The 18493-nt window shown below is 67.3% G+C and carries 16 protein-coding genes; 8 read left to right on the top strand and 8 right to left on the bottom strand.

Annotation, left to right across the window (positions count from 1 at the left end; all coding sequences use genetic code 11):
• The first annotated feature begins 152 nt into the window (after positions 1-152).
• Positions 153-620 carry a YaiI/YqxD family protein gene (locus AC3IPM_RS08425; RefSeq protein ID WP_489303494.1) on the top strand — a complete coding sequence of 156 codons (468 nt, stop codon included), beginning with the start codon at positions 153-155 and terminating at the stop codon, positions 618-620.
• Positions 621-716: 96 nt separating this feature from the next.
• Here AC3IPM_RS08425 and AC3IPM_RS08420 read toward each other — a convergent pair whose 3' ends face one another.
• Complete coding sequence (locus tag AC3IPM_RS08420) at positions 717-1610, bottom strand: pseudouridine synthase (RefSeq protein ID WP_489303493.1); 894 nt, start codon at positions 1608-1610, stop codon at positions 717-719.
• Positions 1611-1652: 42 nt separating this feature from the next.
• On the opposite strand from AC3IPM_RS08420, the gene AC3IPM_RS08415 reads away from it, so the two are divergent.
• From AC3IPM_RS08415 to AC3IPM_RS08405, 3 genes are all read left to right on the top strand, one after another.
• On the top strand, positions 1653-2201 hold the full coding sequence (locus AC3IPM_RS08415) for a YaeQ family protein (RefSeq protein WP_489303492.1): 549 nt from the start codon (positions 1653-1655) through the stop codon (positions 2199-2201).
• Positions 2202-2209: 8 nt separating this feature from the next.
• Entirely contained in the window at positions 2210-3394 is a 1185-nt protein-coding gene (locus tag AC3IPM_RS08410; RefSeq protein WP_489303491.1) for a BaiN/RdsA family NAD(P)/FAD-dependent oxidoreductase, read from the top strand.
• Positions 3395-3484: 90 nt separating this feature from the next.
• Positions 3485-5554, top strand: a complete 2070-nt coding sequence (locus AC3IPM_RS08405) for an EAL domain-containing response regulator (protein WP_489303490.1) — start codon at positions 3485-3487, stop codon at positions 5552-5554.
• A gap of 28 nt (positions 5555-5582) precedes the next feature.
• Here AC3IPM_RS08405 and AC3IPM_RS08400 read toward each other — a convergent pair whose 3' ends face one another.
• Positions 5583-6170, bottom strand: a complete 588-nt coding sequence (locus tag AC3IPM_RS08400; protein ID WP_489303489.1) for a TetR/AcrR family transcriptional regulator — start codon at positions 6168-6170, stop codon at positions 5583-5585.
• 136 nt (positions 6171-6306) lie between these two features.
• Here AC3IPM_RS08400 and AC3IPM_RS08395 point away from each other — a divergent pair, with 136 nt between their 5' ends.
• On the top strand, positions 6307-7500 hold the full coding sequence (locus AC3IPM_RS08395) for an MFS transporter (RefSeq protein ID WP_489303488.1): 1194 nt from the start codon (positions 6307-6309) through the stop codon (positions 7498-7500).
• Positions 7497-8699 (top strand): MFS transporter, encoded by a 1203-nt coding sequence (locus AC3IPM_RS08390; protein ID WP_489303487.1) that lies wholly within the window; start codon positions 7497-7499, stop codon positions 8697-8699. Before AC3IPM_RS08395 ends, AC3IPM_RS08390 begins: the two co-directional genes overlap by 4 nt.
• Before the next feature lie 66 nt (positions 8700-8765).
• On the opposite strand, the gene fabV is transcribed toward AC3IPM_RS08390, so the two are convergent.
• From fabV to queA, 6 genes are all read right to left on the bottom strand, one after another.
• Positions 8766-10025 (bottom strand): enoyl-ACP reductase FabV, encoded by a 1260-nt coding sequence (gene fabV, locus AC3IPM_RS08385; RefSeq protein WP_489303486.1) that lies wholly within the window; start codon positions 10023-10025, stop codon positions 8766-8768.
• 273 nt (positions 10026-10298) lie between these two features.
• Entirely contained in the window at positions 10299-11276 is a 978-nt protein-coding gene (gene secF / locus AC3IPM_RS08380; protein ID WP_489303485.1) for a protein translocase subunit SecF, read from the bottom strand.
• A 15-nt stretch (positions 11277-11291) separates the two neighbouring features.
• Positions 11292-13145, bottom strand: coding sequence for a protein translocase subunit SecD (gene secD / locus AC3IPM_RS08375; RefSeq protein ID WP_489303484.1), 1854 nt, complete (start codon positions 13143-13145; stop codon positions 11292-11294).
• A gap of 61 nt (positions 13146-13206) precedes the next feature.
• Positions 13207-13554, bottom strand: a complete 348-nt coding sequence (gene yajC, locus AC3IPM_RS08370) for a preprotein translocase subunit YajC (protein WP_489303483.1) — start codon at positions 13552-13554, stop codon at positions 13207-13209.
• 152 nt (positions 13555-13706) lie between these two features.
• Positions 13707-14837, bottom strand: coding sequence for a tRNA guanosine(34) transglycosylase Tgt (gene tgt, locus AC3IPM_RS08365; RefSeq protein WP_489303482.1), 1131 nt, complete (start codon positions 14835-14837; stop codon positions 13707-13709).
• A gap of 69 nt (positions 14838-14906) precedes the next feature.
• Positions 14907-15938: a tRNA preQ1(34) S-adenosylmethionine ribosyltransferase-isomerase QueA gene (gene queA, locus AC3IPM_RS08360; RefSeq protein WP_489303481.1), complete on the bottom strand. Its 1032-nt coding sequence runs from the start codon at positions 15936-15938 to the stop codon at positions 14907-14909.
• 247 nt (positions 15939-16185) lie between these two features.
• On the opposite strand from queA, the gene AC3IPM_RS08355 reads away from it, so the two are divergent.
• Together AC3IPM_RS08355 and AC3IPM_RS08350 are read left to right on the top strand one after the other, a co-directional pair.
• A complete protein-coding gene (locus AC3IPM_RS08355; protein ID WP_489303480.1) occupies positions 16186-17682 on the top strand; it encodes an aminotransferase class III-fold pyridoxal phosphate-dependent enzyme in 1497 nt (498 codons plus the stop codon).
• 202 nt (positions 17683-17884) lie between these two features.
• Entirely contained in the window at positions 17885-18478 is a 594-nt protein-coding gene (locus AC3IPM_RS08350; RefSeq protein WP_489303479.1) for an LOG family protein, read from the top strand.
• The last annotated feature ends 15 nt before the right edge of the window (positions 18479-18493 follow it).

Genomic DNA, 18493 nt, shown 5'->3' with positions numbered 1-18493 from the left:
CAGTGAGAGCGACGATACGCGTGTTTTACCGAAAAAGCGATAGCTGATTTATTCAGCCGTTCCCTCGTCACGCCTGACGGGACAAGGGATTGGGCAATGCTACACAAATTCTCAGCCCCTATTCAGAATTTTCTTACCTTAAGATCAGCCAAATGCCCGACTCAAATCCCTTGCTTTCCCGCATCTGGGTGGACGCCGATGCCTGCCCCGGGGTCATCAAAGAGATCCTGTTCCGTGCTGCCGAGCGCGTGAAGATCCCGCTGACCCTGGTCGCCAACCATGCGCTGCGTACCCCGCCCTCCCGCCATATCAGCGCCCTGCAGGTGCCGCCGGGCCTGGATGTGGCCGACAGCGTGATCGTCGAGCGGGTGTCCGCAGGCGACCTGGTGGTCACCCAGGACATCCCGCTGGCGGCGCTGGTGCTGGCCAGGAAGGCCGTCGCGCTGAACCCACGCGGGCAGCTGTACACCCCCGACAACATGGCCGAGCGGCTGTCGATGCGCAATTTCATGGAGGAACTGCGCGGCGCCGGGGTCCAGACCGGCGGGCCACCGCCGCTGAACGCGCGTGACCGGCAGGCGTTCGCGGCCGAACTGGACCGCTGGCTGGCGCGACGGTAACCGGTGGTGCCGGCCGCTGGCCGGCGCCTTGGGCCATCTGGATCAACCGGTTGGTCGGCGGTGGAGGCATCTAGGGGAGCCGGCCAGCGGCCGGCACTACCCGGGCTGCAGGGTGCGGTGGCTGGTGAACTGGCGGGGTTCGCCGGTCAGCGGGTCGTTGAAGGCCAGTGCCTGGGCCAGCAGCTGCAGGGGTCGGCTGAAACCGGGGTCGTCGCGCTGGCACAACTGCGGGTACAGGTCGTCACCCAGGATCGGTGCGCCGAGCGCGGCCATGTGCACGCGCAGCTGGTGCTTGCGCCCGGATTCGGGGTGCAGCCGGTAGTGCCAGACCGCCCCGCTGCGCGCGATCACCTCGATGCGGGTCCGCGCGTTCGACGCGCCCGGGGCCTCGGCCATGCGGAAGAACGGCTCGCCCGGCACCATCCGGCTGTGCCGCTCCAGCGGGAAGCCCATCGCGGTCAAGGCCGGGGCCAGCGCCTCGTAGGTCTTGTCGATGCGGCGCTCGCGGAACAGGCGCTGGTAAGCATCACGGGTATCGGGCCGGGCCGAGAACAACACCAGCCCGGCGGTCAGCTTGTCCAGCCGGTGCAGCGGCACCAGGTCCGGGTTGCCAGTGCGCGCCACCAGCCGCGCCAGCAGGGTTTCGCGCACATGGCCGCCGGCGGGGGTGACCGGCAGGAAATGGGGTTTGTCGGCCACCAGAAGATCCGCGTCCTGGTAGAGGATGGTTTCGACGAACGGAATCACCGGTTCATCGGCCACTTCCCGGAAATACTGGATTTCCAGCCCCACCTGCCACGGCCGGTCCGCCGCCAGCGCCCTGCCCTGCGCGTCCAGCACCCGGCCGCGCGCGAAGCGGCTTTGCCACTGCGCGCGGTCAATGCGCGGAAAGCGTGCACACAAGCCATCGAGCAGGGTCGGCCAGTCGCCGGGCGGCAACTGCAGGTGGCTGGCGGCAAGGCCGGTGGAGATTGGATCGGACGGGGTCATGGCCCACCCATTATCATGGCGCTCTTTGTTCACGGTATCCCCATGGCCCTCACCGCCACCATCCGCAAGGCCGAACTGCAGATCAGCGATATGGATCGCGGCTACTACGCGACCCACAATCTGACCCTGGCCCAGCACCCGTCGGAAAACGATGAGCGCCTGATGGTGCGGCTGCTGGCCTTTGCGCTGAATGCCGAAGAGCGCCTGGAATTTGGCCGCGGGCTGAGCACCGACGACGAGCCGGACCTGTGGCACCGCGACTACACCGGCGACATCCTGCAGTGGATCGACCTGGGCCAGCCTGACGAATCGCGCATCCGCAAGGCCTGCAACCGCAGCCGCCAGGTGCAGGTGGTGACCTTCGCCGGCCATGCCGCCGATGTGTGGTGGACCAAGCAGGCCAAGGGCCTGGAGCGCTTCGACAACCTCTCGGTGCTCGATCTGGAGGGCGGATTCGTGGAGCGCTGGGCCGGGCAGATCCAGCGCGCCATGCGCTGGAGCGTGCTGATCCAGGACGGCGAAGTGCAGCTGATCAACGACCAGATGCAGCTGGACGTGATCCCGACCTGGCGCAAGCGCGCCAAGGAATGAGCCAGGCGATGAAGCCCATTGCGTGCGACGTGCTGGTGATCGGTGCCGGCGCGGCCGGGCTGATGTGCGCGCTGACCGCCGGCCAGCGCGGCCGCATCGTGCAGGTGATCGACCATGCCAACAAGGTGGGCAAGAAGATCCTGATGTCCGGTGGTGGGCGCTGCAATTTCACCAACACCGGCACCACCCCGGCCAACTTCCTGTCGGCCAACCCGCACTTCTGCAAGTCGGCGCTGGCGCGCTACACGCCCTACCACTTCATCGAGATGGTCGAGCGCCACGGCATCGCCTATCACGAGAAGGAACTCGGCCAGCTGTTCTGCGATATCTCCTCCAAGCAGATCGTGCGCATGCTGGTGGACGAGTGCACGGCGGCCGGGGTGCAGATCCGCACCGACTGCGCGGTGACCCGGGTCGAGCGCGGTGCCGATGGCTTCCACGTGCACACCGCGCAGGGGCATTTCCATGCCGCCTCGCTGGTGGTTGCCACCGGCGGGCTGTCGATTCCGAGCATGGGGGCAACCGGCTTCGGCTACGAGCTGGCGCGCCAGTTCGGCCACGACGTGCTGCCGACCCGCGCCGGGCTGGTGCCGCTGACCCTGAGCGGCAAGCACCAGGAACGCTTCAACGAACTCAGCGGGGTGGCGCTGCCGATCACGGCGCGCTGCAATGACGTCGAATTCCGCAACTCGATGCTGATCACCCACCGCGGCATCAGCGGCCCGGCGATCCTGCAGATCTCCTCGTTCTGGCAGCCCGGCGACGACCTGCGCCTGGACCTGATGCCCGGCCAGGATGCCGACGCCTGGCTGCGCGCGATGAAGCGCGACCGCGGCAGCGCCGAGTTGCGCACCGTGTTGTCCGAAGTGCTGCCGCGCCGGCTGGCCCTGCGCCTGTGCGAGCACTGGCTGCCGGACCGCCCGGTCAAGCAGATCGACGAGCGCCAGCTGCGCGAGGCCGCCGCGCTGCTGCAGGACTTCCCGCTGGTGGCCAGCGGCACCGAGGGCTACCGCACCGCCGAGGTCACGCTGGGGGGCGTGGACACCCGCAAGGTCTCTTCCAGCACCTTCGAATCGCAACTGGTGCCGGGGCTGCATTTCATCGGGGAAGTGCTGGACGTGACCGGCTGGCTGGGCGGCTACAACTTCCAGTGGGCCTGGGCCTGCGGCCATGCCGCCGGCCAGGCGGTCTGAGCAGGCGCACGATCCGTGACCGGCTACCGTTTGCCGCATGGACGTAATCGCATGCATCGTGTATCAAGTTTGCAGTCCGGGGAGTAGTGAATGCAGAACACGAATGACATCACCGTGCGCCTGCTGATCGTGGATGACAGCGGCGAGAACGCTGAAACCATCGTCAGCACGCTGCGCAACAGCGGGATCGCGGTGCGTCCGGCGCGGCCGCAGAACCATGACGAGCTGGTCCAGATCCTGGGCAGCCAGCCGATCGACCTGGTGCTGGCCGCGCCTGCGCAGAGCATCGCGCTGCTGCAGGTCTCACAGCAGATCGCGGCCAGCGGCAAGGACATCCCGATGGTCCTGCTGGCCGAGAGCATCGATGAGAACGAATGGGTCGAGGCCGGCGCCAACGGTTTCCGCGCCATCGCCCTGCGCCATCGCCCCGAGCACGTGCTGGCGGTGGTGCGCAACGAGTGGACCGACCTGCACGCCCGCCGCGGCCTGCGCCGGATCGAGGCGCAGATGCGCGAAACCGAGCGCCGCTGCGATGCGCTGATCGCCTCTTCGCGCGAACCGATCGCCTACGTCCACGAAGGCATGCACATCCGCGCCAACGAGGCGTACCTGGAGATGTTCGGCTACGAATCTTTCGATGACGTCGAAGGCATTTCGCTGCTGGACATGGTGGCCCCGCAGCACGTCGACGGCTTCAAGCAGCTGCTCAAGTCGCTCAGCAAGGGCGAGGCGCCGCCGCCGCAGTACCAGGTGGATGCGCGCAACCAGGACGGCGCGGTGTTCGCGGCGACCATGGAATTCACCCAGGCCAGCTACGAAGGCGAGTCCTGCCTGCAGGTGGTGTTCCGCCGCCGCATGGAGCTGGACCCGGAGCTGGCGCGCGAGGTCGAAGACCTGCGCCAGCGCGACCAGGTCACCGGCCTGCTCAACCGCCCGACCTTCATGCTGCATGTGGAAAACGCAGTGGCCCAGGCCGGCCGCAGCGAAGGCCAGTTCGGCCTGCTGCTGGTCGAGCCGGACCACTATGCGCGGCTGCTGCCGGACATCGGGCTGGATTCGGCTGATGCCTTGATCGGCGCGCTGGCCCGGGTGCTGGCCGACAGCGTCGGCGATGGCGTGCAGGTGGCGCGCTTCGGCGAACACAGCTTCGCGGTGCTCACCGAAGGTGCCTATGCGCAGACCGTGGCGCTGGCCGACCAGATCCGCGAGCGCTTCGCCGCCGAGGTGTTCAGCATCGGCGCGCGCTCGGCCACGGTCACCGTCAGCATCGGCGGTGTGCAGGTGGGTGAGAAGATCGCCAGCATCGGCCAGGTGCTGGCACGCGCCACCGAATGCCAGCAGGCCGCGTCCGAGTTGGGCAACACCACGCGCATCTTCGACCCCTCCGCAGTCGACCGCGTCGAAGAAGAACGCATCCAGCGCTGGGTCGCACGCATCGGCGAGGCGCTGGCCGGCGATGGCTTCCAGCTGCACTACCAGCCGGTGCTCAACCTGCAGGGCGAGCCGCTGGAGTTGTACGAGGCTTACCTGCGGCTGGACAACAACGGCGAGCTGCTCAGCCCGACCGCCTTCCTGGGCATCGCCGAGGAACACGGCCTGCTGGCCGACATCAACCGCTGGGTGGTGGCGCATGCGATCGGCGTGCTGGGCGCGCGCATGCGGGCCGGCCATGCCACCCACATGATGGTCAAGATCACCCCGGAGTCGTTCAACGATCCGTTGATGGTGGCGACCCTGCGCCGCGAGCTCACCGCACACGGTGTGCCCGGCGAACGGCTGTGGCTGCACGCACCGGAGGCCAAGGTGTTCACGCATCTGCGCAATGCGCAGCAGTTCCTCGCCGAGGTGGCGCCGCTGGGCTGCCGGATCGGACTGGAACAGTTTGGTTCGGGGCTGGATTCGTTCCAGCTGCTGGCGCACTTCCAGCCGCAGTTCCTCAAGCTGGACCGCGACTTCACCTGCGATTTCGCCCGCACCCGCGAGCACAGCGAGAAGATCAGCGAGATCACCGCCCGCGCGCAGTCGGCCAACATCCGCACCATCGCCGAGTTCGTCGCCGATGCCAATTCGATGAGCCTGCTGTTCAGTGCCGGCGTCGACTACGTGCAGGGTGAGTTCGTCGGCCCGGCCGGGCCATTGATGAACTTCGACTTCGCCTGAGCCCCCTCCCCCCGCGCATCGCGGGGGATCAGGGCTTGACCCGCAGCCCGCGCAACAGGCAGTCCAGCGCGACGATCGCCTGCGCCAGACGCGCCGCGCCATCGTCCCCCTCGGCAATCCAGACCGCCGCTTCGGCCAGGCTGCCGTACAACAGCGCGGCCAATGCCTGCGGCGCGACGTCATCCACGATACCCGCCTGCACCAGCTGCGTGATCAGTTGCTGCATCGACGCCAGGCAGTGCCGCTGTGACTCGGGCGTGGCCCCGCCGAGCACCGCCCTGGCATCGCGCAGCACGATGCGCTGGATGTCCGCCTCCAGCGCCATTTCCAGATAGGCACGGCAGCGCTGGCCAAATCCTTCCCACGGGTCCTGGGCCGCTGTGGAGATGGCCTGCAGGCGCGCGTCCATCTCCGCGTCGATCTGCGCCACCACCGCGGCCAGCAAACCCTTCTTGTCACCAAAGTGATGGTAGAGCGCGCCGCGGGTCAGCCCGGCCTGGGCGGTCAGGTCATCCATCGAGGTGTCGGCGTAACCGTGCGCGGTGAACACCCTGCGGGCGGTGGCCAACAGGCTGGCGCGGGTGGCTTCCATGTCGGCGCGGGTGCGGCGGACCATCGGCGTGCTCCTTACATACGGATCGAATGATTATTTACATACGCGACGTATGAATGTAGGATTTTATACATACGTAGCGTACGTATTGTTGTCCGACGCGCGCCGCCCGGCAAGTCGAATCCTTCAAGAGCACACTGTGACCCACTCCTATAGATCGTTGTTCGCCGTACCCGGTACCCGGGCGCTGCTGGTTGCCGGGCTGCTGGCCCGGATCCCGCTGCCGATGACCGGCATCGGCATCATCACCCTGCTTGTGCAGCTGCGCGGCAGCTACGCGCTGGCCGGCGCGGTGTCGGCCACCTTCGTGCTGGCCTATGCCCTGCTGTCGCCGCAGGTCTCGCGCCGGGTCGATCGGCATGGGCAACGCCGCATCGTGCCGGCCGCCACCGCCCTGAGCGTGACCGGAACGCTGATCCTGCTGGCCAGCGCCACCTGGCAGGCACCGGTCTGGACGTTGTTTGCCGGTGCGCTGCTGGCCGGCTTCATGCCCAGCATGTCGGCAATGGTGCGCGCACGCTGGACGGCGATCTACCGCGGCCAGCCGCGCCTGCAGACCGCCTACTCGCTGGAAACCGTGCTGGATGAAGTCACCTTCATCGCCGGTCCGCCGCTGGCGGTCGGCTTGTCGGTGGGGGTGCTGCCGCAGGCCGGCCCGCTGGCGGCGGCGCTGCTGCTGGCCGTGGGTACGTGCGCCCTGCTCGCGCAGCGCCGCACCGAACCCGCGCTGGCGGACGTGTCGGCCGCCGACCGCAGCGGCCCGCTGATGCGGCTCGCGGGCGTGCGGTTGCTGGCCCTGCTGATGGTGGCGATGGGCGTCATCGTGGGCACCGTGGATATTGTCAGCGTTGCCTTCGCCAACGCCCAGGGTCATCCGGCTGCGGCCAGTCTGGTGCTCTCCGCGTATGCCCTGGGTTCGTGCGTTGCCGGGCTGCTGTTCGGCCTGCTCAAGCTGCGCACGCCGATGCATCGTCTGCTGTTGATCGGCGGTGCGGCCACGGCCGCCACCACCCTGCCGCTGCTGGCGGTGGGCAGCATTCCGGCGCTGGCCGCCGCGGTGTTGCTCGCCGGCGTGTTCTTCGCGCCCACCCTGATCGTGGCGATGTCGCTGGTCGAGCGCCTGGTGCCTGCGCAGCGCCTGACCGAAGGCATGACCTGGCTGCTGGCGGGCCTGAACGTTGGCGTGGCGCTGGGCGCGGCGGTCGCCGGGCAGATGGTGGACGGCCATGGCGCACGGGCCGGCTTCAGCACCGCGCTGGCTGCCGGTGTGCTGGTCCTGGTGATCGCCGTATGGGGACACCGCCGCCTGGCCGTGCACGGTGCCACGCCATGACCCCTTCCTCTTCTACACCAACGGCATCGGCACGCCGCGCATGGCTGGCCGTGGCTGCGGTGGGCCTGTCGACGTTCGCAGTGGTGACCACCGAAATGCTCCCGGTTGGGCTGCTGACCGGTATGGCCGACAGCCTCGGCGCCAGCACTGGAACCGTAGGGCTGACCATTTCCCTGCCTGCCCTGCTCGCCGCGCTGTTCGCACCGGTCGTGGTGATCGCCTCGGGTGGGGTGGACCGGCGTTGGATCCTGTGCGGCCTGCTCGCGATGCTGATCTTCGCCAACATCGCCTCGGCGCTGGCGCCGGACATGGGCTGGATGCTGGCGGCACGCACACTGGTCGGGTTCTGCATGGGCGGCATCTGGGCCATTGCCGGTGGTTTGGCGGCCCGGCTGGTGCCTGCCCACGCGATCGGCCTGGCAACGTCGATCATCTTCGGCGGCGTGGCGGCGGCTTCGGTGCTGGGTGTGCCGCTGGGCGCGTGGATCGGCGAGCTTGCCGGCTGGCGTTGGGCATTTGGTGGCATGGCGCTGCTCAGCGGCGGGGTCCTGCTGCTGCACCTGGCCGTGATGCCGGCGCTGCCGGTGGCTGCCTCGGCCACGGCGCGACAACTGCGCGGGGCGTTTTCCAACCGGCGACTGCAGGCCGTGCTGCTGCTGACCCTGCTGCTGGTGGCGGGCCACTTCATGGCCTTCACCTTCGTACGGCCGCTGCTGTTGACGGTGTCCGGGTTCCAGGCCAGCGGGATCGGCCCGCTGCTGTTCGGCTACGGCATCGCCGGCATTGCCGGCAATTTCCTCGCCGGTATCGTTGCCGGCCGCCGCCCCGGCCCGGTGGTGATCGCGATTGCCACCGGGCTGCTGCTCACGCCGGCCCTGTGGCTGACGCTGGGTGACACCCCGCTTGGCGGTGCGATGACGTTGCTGGTTTGGGGCCTGGCCTACGGCGGCGTTTCGGTCGGCCTGATGAGCGCGATGATGAGAGCCGCGCCGCATGCACTGGAGATCGCCACGGCGCTGTATGTCGGCGTGTTCAATGTCGGCATTGCAGTGGGATCGTGGGCCGGCGGCCAAGTGCTGGATCAGCTGGGCGTGGGTGCCAATCTCGGGCTGGCCGCAGGCTGTGCCGGCGTCGCCCTGCTGCTGGCCATCGCCATCCATCGCGACGATGACCCCGCTGCAACGAAAAACGCCGGGTAATCACCCGGCGTTCGTGCGTCGTCATCGATGGCGTTGCCAGTGCCCACCCACGGTGGGCACGTGTGCTCAGGCCATGTCGACCAGGTTCGGAATCTGCACGTCGGTGGCCACATCGGCGTCGTAATCCACGCCGTCGATGCCGAAACCAAACAGGCGCAGGAACTCGGCCTTGTAGCCGGCAAGGTCGCTGATCTCGTACAGGTTCTCGTTGGTGACCTGCGGCCACAGGCCCACCACCTCGCCTTGCACCGCCGGCGACATTTCCTTGTAGTCCGCGCGCAGGCGGCCGTCATTGTCGATCAGCTCGACCTGGCGACCGTCGTCGGCAACCAACTGGTGGCGCAGGCGCTCGACGGCGTTGCCGCTGTCCTGGCCGCCGTAGAGGATGTCGTACAGCGTGTCGAGCTGCTCGATGCAGCCTTCGTGGGTGCCCTGCGCCTTCATCACCTTGAACAGCAGCGACAGGTACAGCGGCATGGTCGGGATGGCCGAACTTGCCTGGGTCACCACGGCCTTGAGCACCGACACGCGTGCGTCGCCGCCGATCTTCTCCAGCTTCTCGCGCAGGCCCAGCACCTTCTGGTCCAGGTCCTTCTTGGCCGCGCCGATGGAGCCGTTCCAGTAGATCGCCTGGGTGATCTCTTCGCCGACATAGGTGAAGGCGGTGGTGGTGGCGCCTTCGGCCAGCACGCCGGCCTCCAGCAGCGCGTCGATCCACATCTGCCAGTCTTCGCCGCCCATCACCGCCACGGTACCGGCGATCTCTTCCGGGCTGGCCGGCTGGATCGTGGTTTCGGTGATCACTTCCTTGTCGGTATCCAACCCGCGCAGGGTGATCGGCGCACCGATCGGCTTGAGCGTGGAGCTGATCACCTCACCGGTCTTGGGATGCTTGCGGCGCGGGGCGGCCAGGCTGTACACCACCTGGTCGACCTGGCCCAGGTCCTGCCGGATCAGCTCGATGACCTTAGCCTTGACCTCATCGGAGAACGCATCGCCGTTGACGCTCTTGGCGTACAGACCGGCCTGCTCGGCGTACTTGTGGAACGCAGCGGTGTTGTACCAGCCTGCGGTGCCCGGCTTGGTCTCGGTGCCCGGGCGTTCGAAGAACACGCCCAGCGTGGCCGCATCGCTGCCGAAGGCGGCGGTGATCCGTGCCGCCAGCCCGTAGCCGGTGGATGCGCCCAGCACCAGCACCTTCTTCGGGCCGTTGACGATCTTCGGCTTGGCCTGGATGTAGTCGATCTGCTGCTTGACGGCCGCATCGCAGCCGACGGGATGGGTGGTGACGCAGATGAAGCCGCGCACTCGCGGTTTGATGACCATGAAGACCTCGATTGAACTGGCGCAGGCCTGGCCTGCGCGATGAAAGGGGGCAACGCGCGCCACCGGGGCGGCTGCGCGGAACGCATGGGATCGTAGTGCGCGGGGCCCTGCAGCACAACCGACGGGTGGGTATGGCGGCGCTGAAATTTACGAACATGGCGGGAGAGCCGCCGGGCATGACCCGGCGCTGCCGCAGGGCGCGGGCCCCTGCCTGCGGCCAAAAGAAAAGCCGCGCAGGGCGCGGCTTTCCAGGTACTTCATGCAGCCGGTGGCTTACGGACGACGCTCGAGCGCCTCGATGTCCTTGGCCTTGGGCAGCAGGTCCTGCTTGGTCACGCGCAGCGCACCGATGGTCAGCATCGGCACGGCCACCAGGATCGAGGACAGCACCACGATCACCGCACCCACCATGTGGGTTTCGGCCAGGCCTTCCATCGAGGTGCCGCCGTACATGTACAGGGCCAGCGCCGACAGGAAGAACATCACCGCGGTGATCACCGTACGCGACAGCGTCTGGTTGATCGAACGGTTCAGCACCTCCAGCGGCTCCACGCGCAGGCTGCGGAAGTTCTCGCGGACGCGGTCGAACACCACGATGATGTCGTTGATGGCAAAACCCATCACCGACAACAGGCCGGCCAGCACGGTCAGGTCGAACTCGCGGCCGGTGGCCGACACATAGGCCACCGTGACCAGCAGGTCGAACAGCGCCACGATGCTGGCGGTGATGGCGAACTTCCACTCGAAGCGGAACGCGATGTAGATCAGGAAGCCCACCAGCATGAACAAGGTGGCGTACAGACCGTTCATCGCCAGGTCCTTGCCGACCTGCGGACCCACGAACTCGTTGCGCAGGACGGTGGCCTTGTTGTCGCCAGTGGAGATCGCCTTGACCACGGCGGCGGCAGTGCGCTGGTCACTGGCCGAATTGCCGGTGCCCGGGGCGTGCTCGCCCTGCGGGGCCAGACGGATCAGCAGGTCGGTGTTGCCACCGAAGCTCTGCACCTGGGCGCCTTCGAAGCCATTGCCTTCAAGCTTGGCGCGGACGCTCTCGACGTCAACCTGACGCTCGAAGCGCGCTTCGATCAGGGTGCCGCCGGTGAAGTCCAACGCGTAGTTGAAGCCCTTGGTCGCGATCAACGCGATCGAACCCACGAACAGCAGCAGGGTGACCACCATCGCGGCATGGCGCCAACGCATGAAGTCGATCTTGGTGTCGTTCGGGAGGATGTGCAGCGGAAACAGTTTCATGTGCGAGTCGTCCCGTTAGATGGCCACGTTCTGGAGCTTCTTGCGACGGCCGTAGATCAGCGTCGCCAGAGCACGAGAAACGGTGATCGCCGTGAACATCGAGGCGAAAATACCGATGATCATGGTCAGCGCGAAGCCCTTCAGCGGGCCGGTGCCGAAGGCAAACAGCGCCACGCCCACGATCAGGCCGGTCAGGTTGGCGTCCAGGATGGTGCCGCTGGCGCGCTCGTAACCGGTCACGATCGCGGTCTTGCCCGGCATGCCTGCGCGCAGTTCCTCACGGATACGCTCGTTGATCAGCACGTTGGCGTCGACCGACAGGCCCACCGACAGCGCCAGACCGGCAAAGCCCGGCAGGGTCATGGTGGCGCCGAACATCGACATCACCGCCACCACGATCAGCAGGTTGAACAGCATCGCCAGCGAGGTGATCACGCCGAACATGCGGTAGTAGATGCTGAAGAACACCAGGGTGAACAGGAACGCGTACACCACCGCGGTGATGCCGTTCTTGACGTTCTCCGCACCCAGGCTCGGGCCGACCACGCGCTCTTCCACGAAGTCCATCGGCGCGGCCAGCGAGCCGGACTTCAGCAGCTTGGCCAGGTCTTCGGCTTCCTTCTTCTCCAGACCGGTGGTCTGGAAGTTCTTGCCGAACACACCGTTGATGTTGGCCACCGAGATCACTTCTTCCTTGACCCGGAAGCTGCGCACTTCCTGGCCGTCGACCAGGGTCACGGTCGGGATGCGCTCGGTGTAGACCACCGCCATCGGCTTGTTCACGTTGGCGCTGGTGAAGTCGAACATGCGCTGGCCGCCGACATTGTTCAGCGTCACGCTGACCGCCGCGGCGCCGTTCTGGTCGGTGGTGGCCTGCGCGGCGACCATCTGGTCACCGGTGACGATCACGCGCTTGTTGAGCAACACCGGGCCGCCGTTGTCACGACGCTGGTAGACCTTGGCCTCCGGCGGAATGCGGCCGCTGGTGATTGCATCCTGGGCATTGCCATCCACCACGGCGCGGTATTCCAGCGTCGCGGTGGCACCGATCATGCGCTTGGCTTCGGCGGTGTCCTGCACGCCCGGCAACTGCACCACCACGCGGTCGGCACCCTGGCGCTGGATGATCGGCTCGGCCACACCCAGCTGGTTGACACGGTTGCGCAGCGTGTTGATGTTCTGCTCGATGGCACCGTTGGCGATCTGGTTCAGCTCGGCCTCCGGCACCTTCACCGCGATGCGGTTGTCGTTGACCTCATAGCCCAGCGTCGGCTGCGCCTTGACCATCACCTCACGGGCGCGGGCCACGGCATCGGCACCGGCGGACGGGCTGATCGTGGCGATGATGCTGTTGTCCGCACGACGCTCCACCGACTGGTAGGCGATGCGGGCATCGCGCAGGCTGGTGCGCACGTCTTCGGCGTAGGCGTCCAGACGCTTGTCCAGGGCAGCCTTCTGGTCGACCTGCAGCACGAAGTGCACACCGCCCTGCAGATCCAGGCCGAGCACCATCGGGCGACCGCCCAGCTTGGCCAGCCAATCGGGCACGGTCGACGCCAGGTTCAGCGCGACGACGTAGTTTTCGCCCACGCTGTCACGCAGCGTCTCACTGGCAGCGGCCTGCGACTGCAGGTCCGGCAGGCGGACGATCAGGCTGTCGCCTTCCTGTTCCGCACCCAGGTTGTGGACCCCGGCCTGCTTGAGCTCGGCCAGCACGCGGTCGCGCAGGGCGTCATCGATCTGCCCGCCGCGGTTGGCGGTGATCTGGACGGCCGGGTCCTTCTGGTAGATATTGGGCAGCGCGTACAGCGCACTGAGCGCCAGCACGATCAGGATGACGAAGTACTTCCAGCGTGGAAATTCGAGCATTGCTTGGGTCCCGCGCGGCGCCCATCCCGGCGCCGCGGTTGTGCATCGGAAAGGGAGTGGCTCAGTTGGCCGACTTCAGCGTGCCGGTCGGCAGCACGTTGCCCACGGCGCCCTTCTGCACGCGGATGCGCACGTTGTCGGCCACTTCGATGGTGATGAAGCTGTCGCCGATGTCGGTGACCACGCCGGCGATGCCGCCGTTGGTGAGCACTTCGTCGCCGCGCTTGATCTTCTCCAGCATGGCCTTGTGTTCCTTCTGGCGCTTCATCTGCGGGCGGATCATCAGGAAGTACATGATCGCGATCAGGATGATCGGGAACAGCAGCGTGGTCAGACCCATGCCGCCGCCCGGCTGGCCGCCAGCGGCTTGGGCGTGGGCGGCGGGAATCAGGAAGGCGATCAGGTTCATAAGCAGGTGTCCTTGGGTTGGGAGACGTCCCGGCAATGGGGCCGGGCGCGCCGCGAAACGATGGTCAGCCTCGAAGTATGCCATGGCCCCGGGACTTCGTCCTTGGGCCGTTCGACAGGGTCTTCGCGCCGGTCGGGTGCTGTACGGGCCCCTTACAGCGCCGGCGTGGCCATGCCACGGGCTGCGTAGAAGGACTCACGGAAGGCGGCAAAGGTTCCCGCCTCGATGGCTGCGCGCATGTCGGCCATCAGCTTCTCGTAGTAATACAGGTTGTGGATGGTGCCCAGCATCGGCGCCAGCATTTCGTTGCAGCGGTCCAGATGGCGCAGGTAGGACCGGGTGTAACCGCTGGTGCAGGCATGGCAGCCGCAGCCCGGCTCGATGGTATCCATGTCGCGCTGGTAGCGTGAATTGCGGATGCGGACCGTGCCGAAGGAGGTGAAATAGTGGCCGTTGCGGGCGTTGCGGGTGGGCATCACGCAATCGAACATGTCCACGCCGCGGGCGACGCCTTCGACGAGGTCTTCCGGGCGGCCCACGCCCATCAGGTAGCGCGGGCGGTCGGCCGGCAGGATCGGGTGCAGGTGGTCGAGCATGGCGTTGCGCTCGTGCTCGGGCTCGCCCACCGCCAGGCCGCCGATGGCATAGCCATCGAAGCCGATCTTCTGCAGGCCCTCGGCCGAGCGGCTGCGCAGGTCGTGGTGGACCCCGCCCTGGACGATGCCGAACAGGGCCGCGTCGTTGCCCAGCTCATCGTGGGCATCCCGGCTGCGCAGGGCCCAGCGCAGGCTGAGCTCCATCGAGGCGCGCGCCACCGGCTCGGTGGCCGGGTACGGCGTGCATTCGTCGAAGATCATCACGACGTCCGAATCCAACACCTTCTGGATCCGCATGCTCTCTTCCGGGCCCAGGAACACGCGGGCGCCGTCGGTGGGCGAGGCGAAGGTCACGCCCTGTTCGGTGATCTTGCGGCGGTGGGCCAGCGAGAACACCTGGAAACCGCCGGAGTCGGTCAGGATCGGGCCGTTCCAGCGCGCGAAGCCGTGCAGGCCGCCGTGGTCGGCGATCACGTCCAGGCCCGGGCGCAGATACAGGTGGAAGGTGTTGCCCAGGATGATCTCGGCCCCCAGCGCACGGATCTGCTCGGGCAGGATGCCCTTGACCGTGCCGTAGGTGCCCACCGGCATGAAGGCCGGGGTTTCCACGGTTCCACGCGGGAAGGTCAGGCGGCCGCGGCGGGCGCGACCGTCGGTGGTCTTGAGCTGGAACTGGAGTCGGGACATGGAGCGGGATTCGGGCAAATAATTGCCCATTGTCGCTGAAAACAGCCCCGACCGCCCTGCCCGCCCCCGTCACTCCCCCTTGGGGAACAGCAACATGGCGTCGCCGTAGCTGAAGAAGCGGTATTTCTCGGCGATGGCCGCCTGGTAGGCCTCGAACACGCGGGGCTGCCCGGCGAAGGCCGAGATCATCATCAGCAGGGTGCTTTCGGGCAGGTGGAAGTTGGTCAGCAGCGCGTCCACGCTGCGGATCCGGTAGCCGGGGGTGATGAAGATCTGGGTTTCCCCGGCGTACGGCAGCAGCTCGCCGTCACGCATCGCGCTTTCCAGCGCACGCACCACGGTGGTGCCCACCCCGATCACCCGGCCGCCAGCGGCGCGGGTGCGGCGGACCTGCTGGACCAGTTCAGCGCCCACATTCAGCCATTCGCGGTGCATCACGTGCTCTTTCAGGTCGTCCACGCGTACCGGCTGGAACGTTCCTGCGCCCACGTGCAGGGTGACGTGGCCGAAGTCCACGCCCTGTGCCTTCAGCGTGGCCAGCAGCGCCTCATCGAAATGCAGGCCGGCCGTGGGTGCGGCCACCGCGCCCACTTCGCGGGCGAACACGGTCTGGTAGCGCTCGCGGTCGTCCAGGCCCGGCGCGCGCTGGATGTAGGGCGGCAACGGCAGCTGGCCGGCATGCAGCAACCACTGCTCCAGCGGCTCGGGCACATGGAACGTGAGCACATAGAACTCGCCGTCGCGGCCCAGCACCTCAGCCTCGCCGCCGGCATCCAGGGCGATCCGGCTGCCCGGTTTGGGCGACTTGCTGGCCCCGACCTGGGCCCGTGCCTGCTGCGCGCCGAGCAGACGCTCGATCAGGATCTCGACCCGCCCGCCGCTGGCCTTCTGGCCGAACAGCCGCGCCGGGATCACCCGGGTGTCGTTGAATATCAACAAGTCGCCTGCGCGCAGCAGCGCCGGCAGGTCGCGCACCTGGCGATGTTCAAAGGCGGCAGGCGCCGGCGGCACCAGCATCAGGCGGCTGGCCGAGCGCTCGGCCAAGGGCGCCTGGGCGATCAGCTCGGGCGGGAGGTCGTAATGGAAATCGGACTTTTTCAAGAGACGCACGGCAACGTGTAGGCAATGTCGGGCATTGTACGACTGGCCCTCGGTGGCAATGCAGGATCTGGCAAACGTCGCGCAAAATGCTGCTTTGCAACAGTTTTTTGCGGGGTTATCGCGCGAAAAGGCGCGTGCTAGCATCGGGCTGGAAGTCTGATGCACGAGCAGGAATGCCCGAAGCGCGCGCGAATAGACGCGCGTTTTGCATTTCAGCCGTGCCGCCAATCGTTTCAGGAGATCTGCAATGAGCTTCATCGAACGCCTCGCCCCCCTTCGCGCCCAGCCCGGCACCCGCCTCACCGCCGGCCTGGATGACGCCACCCTTGAACGCCTGGCCGCCGGCCACCCGCAGCTGGTCGCCGCCATCGACGCCGCCGCCGCCGAATTCGAGCGCGTGCGCGCCGACCTGGGCGCCCTGCTGGCACTGGACGAGCGCGCCCAGATCGACGCGATGCAGGACGGTTTCGTCAATTTCTATGCCGATGACGCCGTCACCCCGTACGTCGCCCTCGCCGCCCGCGGCGCCTGGGTCGTCACCCTGAAGGGTGCCGTGCTGTATGACGCCGGTGGTTACGGCATGCTCGGCTTCGGTCACACCCCCGAGGCGGTGATGGACGCCATGGCCGCACCGCAGGTGATGGCCAACGTGATGACCCCCAGCCTGTCCCAGCAGCGCTTCATCCAGGCCCTGCGCAAGGAGATCGGCCACCGCCGCGGCGGCTGCCCGTACAGCCACTTCATGTGCCTGAACTCCGGTTCGGAGGCGGTTGGCCTGGCCGCACGCATCGCCGACGTCAACGCCAAGCTGCAGACCGATCCGGGTGCCCGCCATGCCGGCGCGAAGATCAAGCGCGTGGTGGTCAAGGGCAGCTTCCACGGCCGCACCGACCGCCCGGGCCTGTACTCGGACTCCAGCCGCAAGACTTACATGCAGCACCTGGCCAGCTACCGTGGCGAGGACTCGGTGATCGCGATCGCCCCCTACGATGAAGACGCGCTCAAGCGCGTGTTCGCCGAGGCCGAACAGAACCGCTGGTTCATCGAAGCGGTGTTCCTGGAGCCGGTGATGGGCGAAGGCGACCCGGGCCGCTCGGTGCCGCCGTCGTTCTACGCGCTGGCCCGCGAACTGACCCGCCAGCACGGCAGCCTGCTGCTGCTCGACTCGATCCAGGCGGGCCTGCGTGCGCATGGCGTGCTGTCGATCGTTGACTACCCCGGCTTCGAAGGCCTGGACGTGCCGGACATGGAGACCTACTCCAAGGCGCTCAACGCCGCGCAGTTCCCGCTGTCGGTCCTGGCGGTCACCGAACATGCCGCGCAGCTGTACCGCAAGGGCATCTACGGCAACACCATGACCTCCAACCCGCGTGCGCTGGATGTGGCCTGCGCCACGCTGTCGCTGCTCACCCCGCAGGTGCGCGAGAACATCCGCGTGCGTGGTGAGGAAGCCGTGCGCAAGCTGGAACAGCTCAAGACCGAGCTGGGCGGGCTGATCACCAAGGTGCAGGGCACCGGCCTGCTGTTCTCCTGCGAGCTGGCGCCGCAGTTCAAGTGCTACGGCACCGGCTCCACCGAGGAATGGCTGCGCAACCACGGTATCAACGTCATCCATGGCGGTGAGAACTCGCTGCGCTTCACCCCGCATTTCGGTATGGACAGCGAAGAACTGGACCTGCTGGTCGGCCTGGTCGGGCGTGCACTCAAGGAAGGTCCGCGCCGCGAACAGTCCCAGGCGGCCTGACGTCTGCCGACCGCACCCTGACCGCCAGCAACGCGTGGGCACCGACCCTGGGTCGGTGCCCCGATTGGCCCCAGCGCCCTGAAAGCGCGATAATCGCTACCTGCATCCGCGAAACCACACCCCGTCACGAAGCCGGAACATCGGCCCTCGGCGGGGCGTTTTCGTTTCCGGTCGCGACATTCACGCACAACAGGAAGCCCCCATGAAGTCGATCTGCGTCTATTGCGGTTCCAACGCCGGCAGCAAGCCGGTCTACACCGAGCGCGCCATCGCGCTGGGCGACCGCATCGCCCGTGACGGCCTGCGCCTGGTCTACGGCGGCGGCAATGTCGGGCTGATGGGCACGGTGGCCAACGCCGTGCTGGAAGGCGGCGGCGAAGTCACCGGCGTCATCCCCAAGCAGCTGGCCGACTGGGAAGTGGCCCACCGTGGCCTGACCGAATTGGAAATCGTCGGCTCGATGCACGAGCGCAAGTCGCGCATGTTCGACCTCTCCGATGCCTTCGTCGCCCTGCCCGGCGGCTTCGGCACCATGGAAGAGATCTTCGAAATGCTCACCTGGCGCCAGCTGGGGATCGGCAACAAGCCCTGCGCGTTCCTCGACGTGGATGGCTTCTACGCGCCACTGATCGGCATGATCGACCGCATGGTCGACGAGCGTTTCCTGCACCCGGAACAGCGCGCGGACCTGTGGTACGGCTCGGATATCGACGCCATGCTGGACTGGATGCGCGCCTACGAGCCGGCCCAGGCCTCCAAGTGGATCGACGAGAAGCGTCGCGCCGCACTGCGCTGACGCACGCGTGCCGCG

Source organism: Stenotrophomonas sp. GL_111 (assembly GCF_057835245.1).
This window is presented reverse-complemented; position numbering and strand designations above follow the sequence as displayed.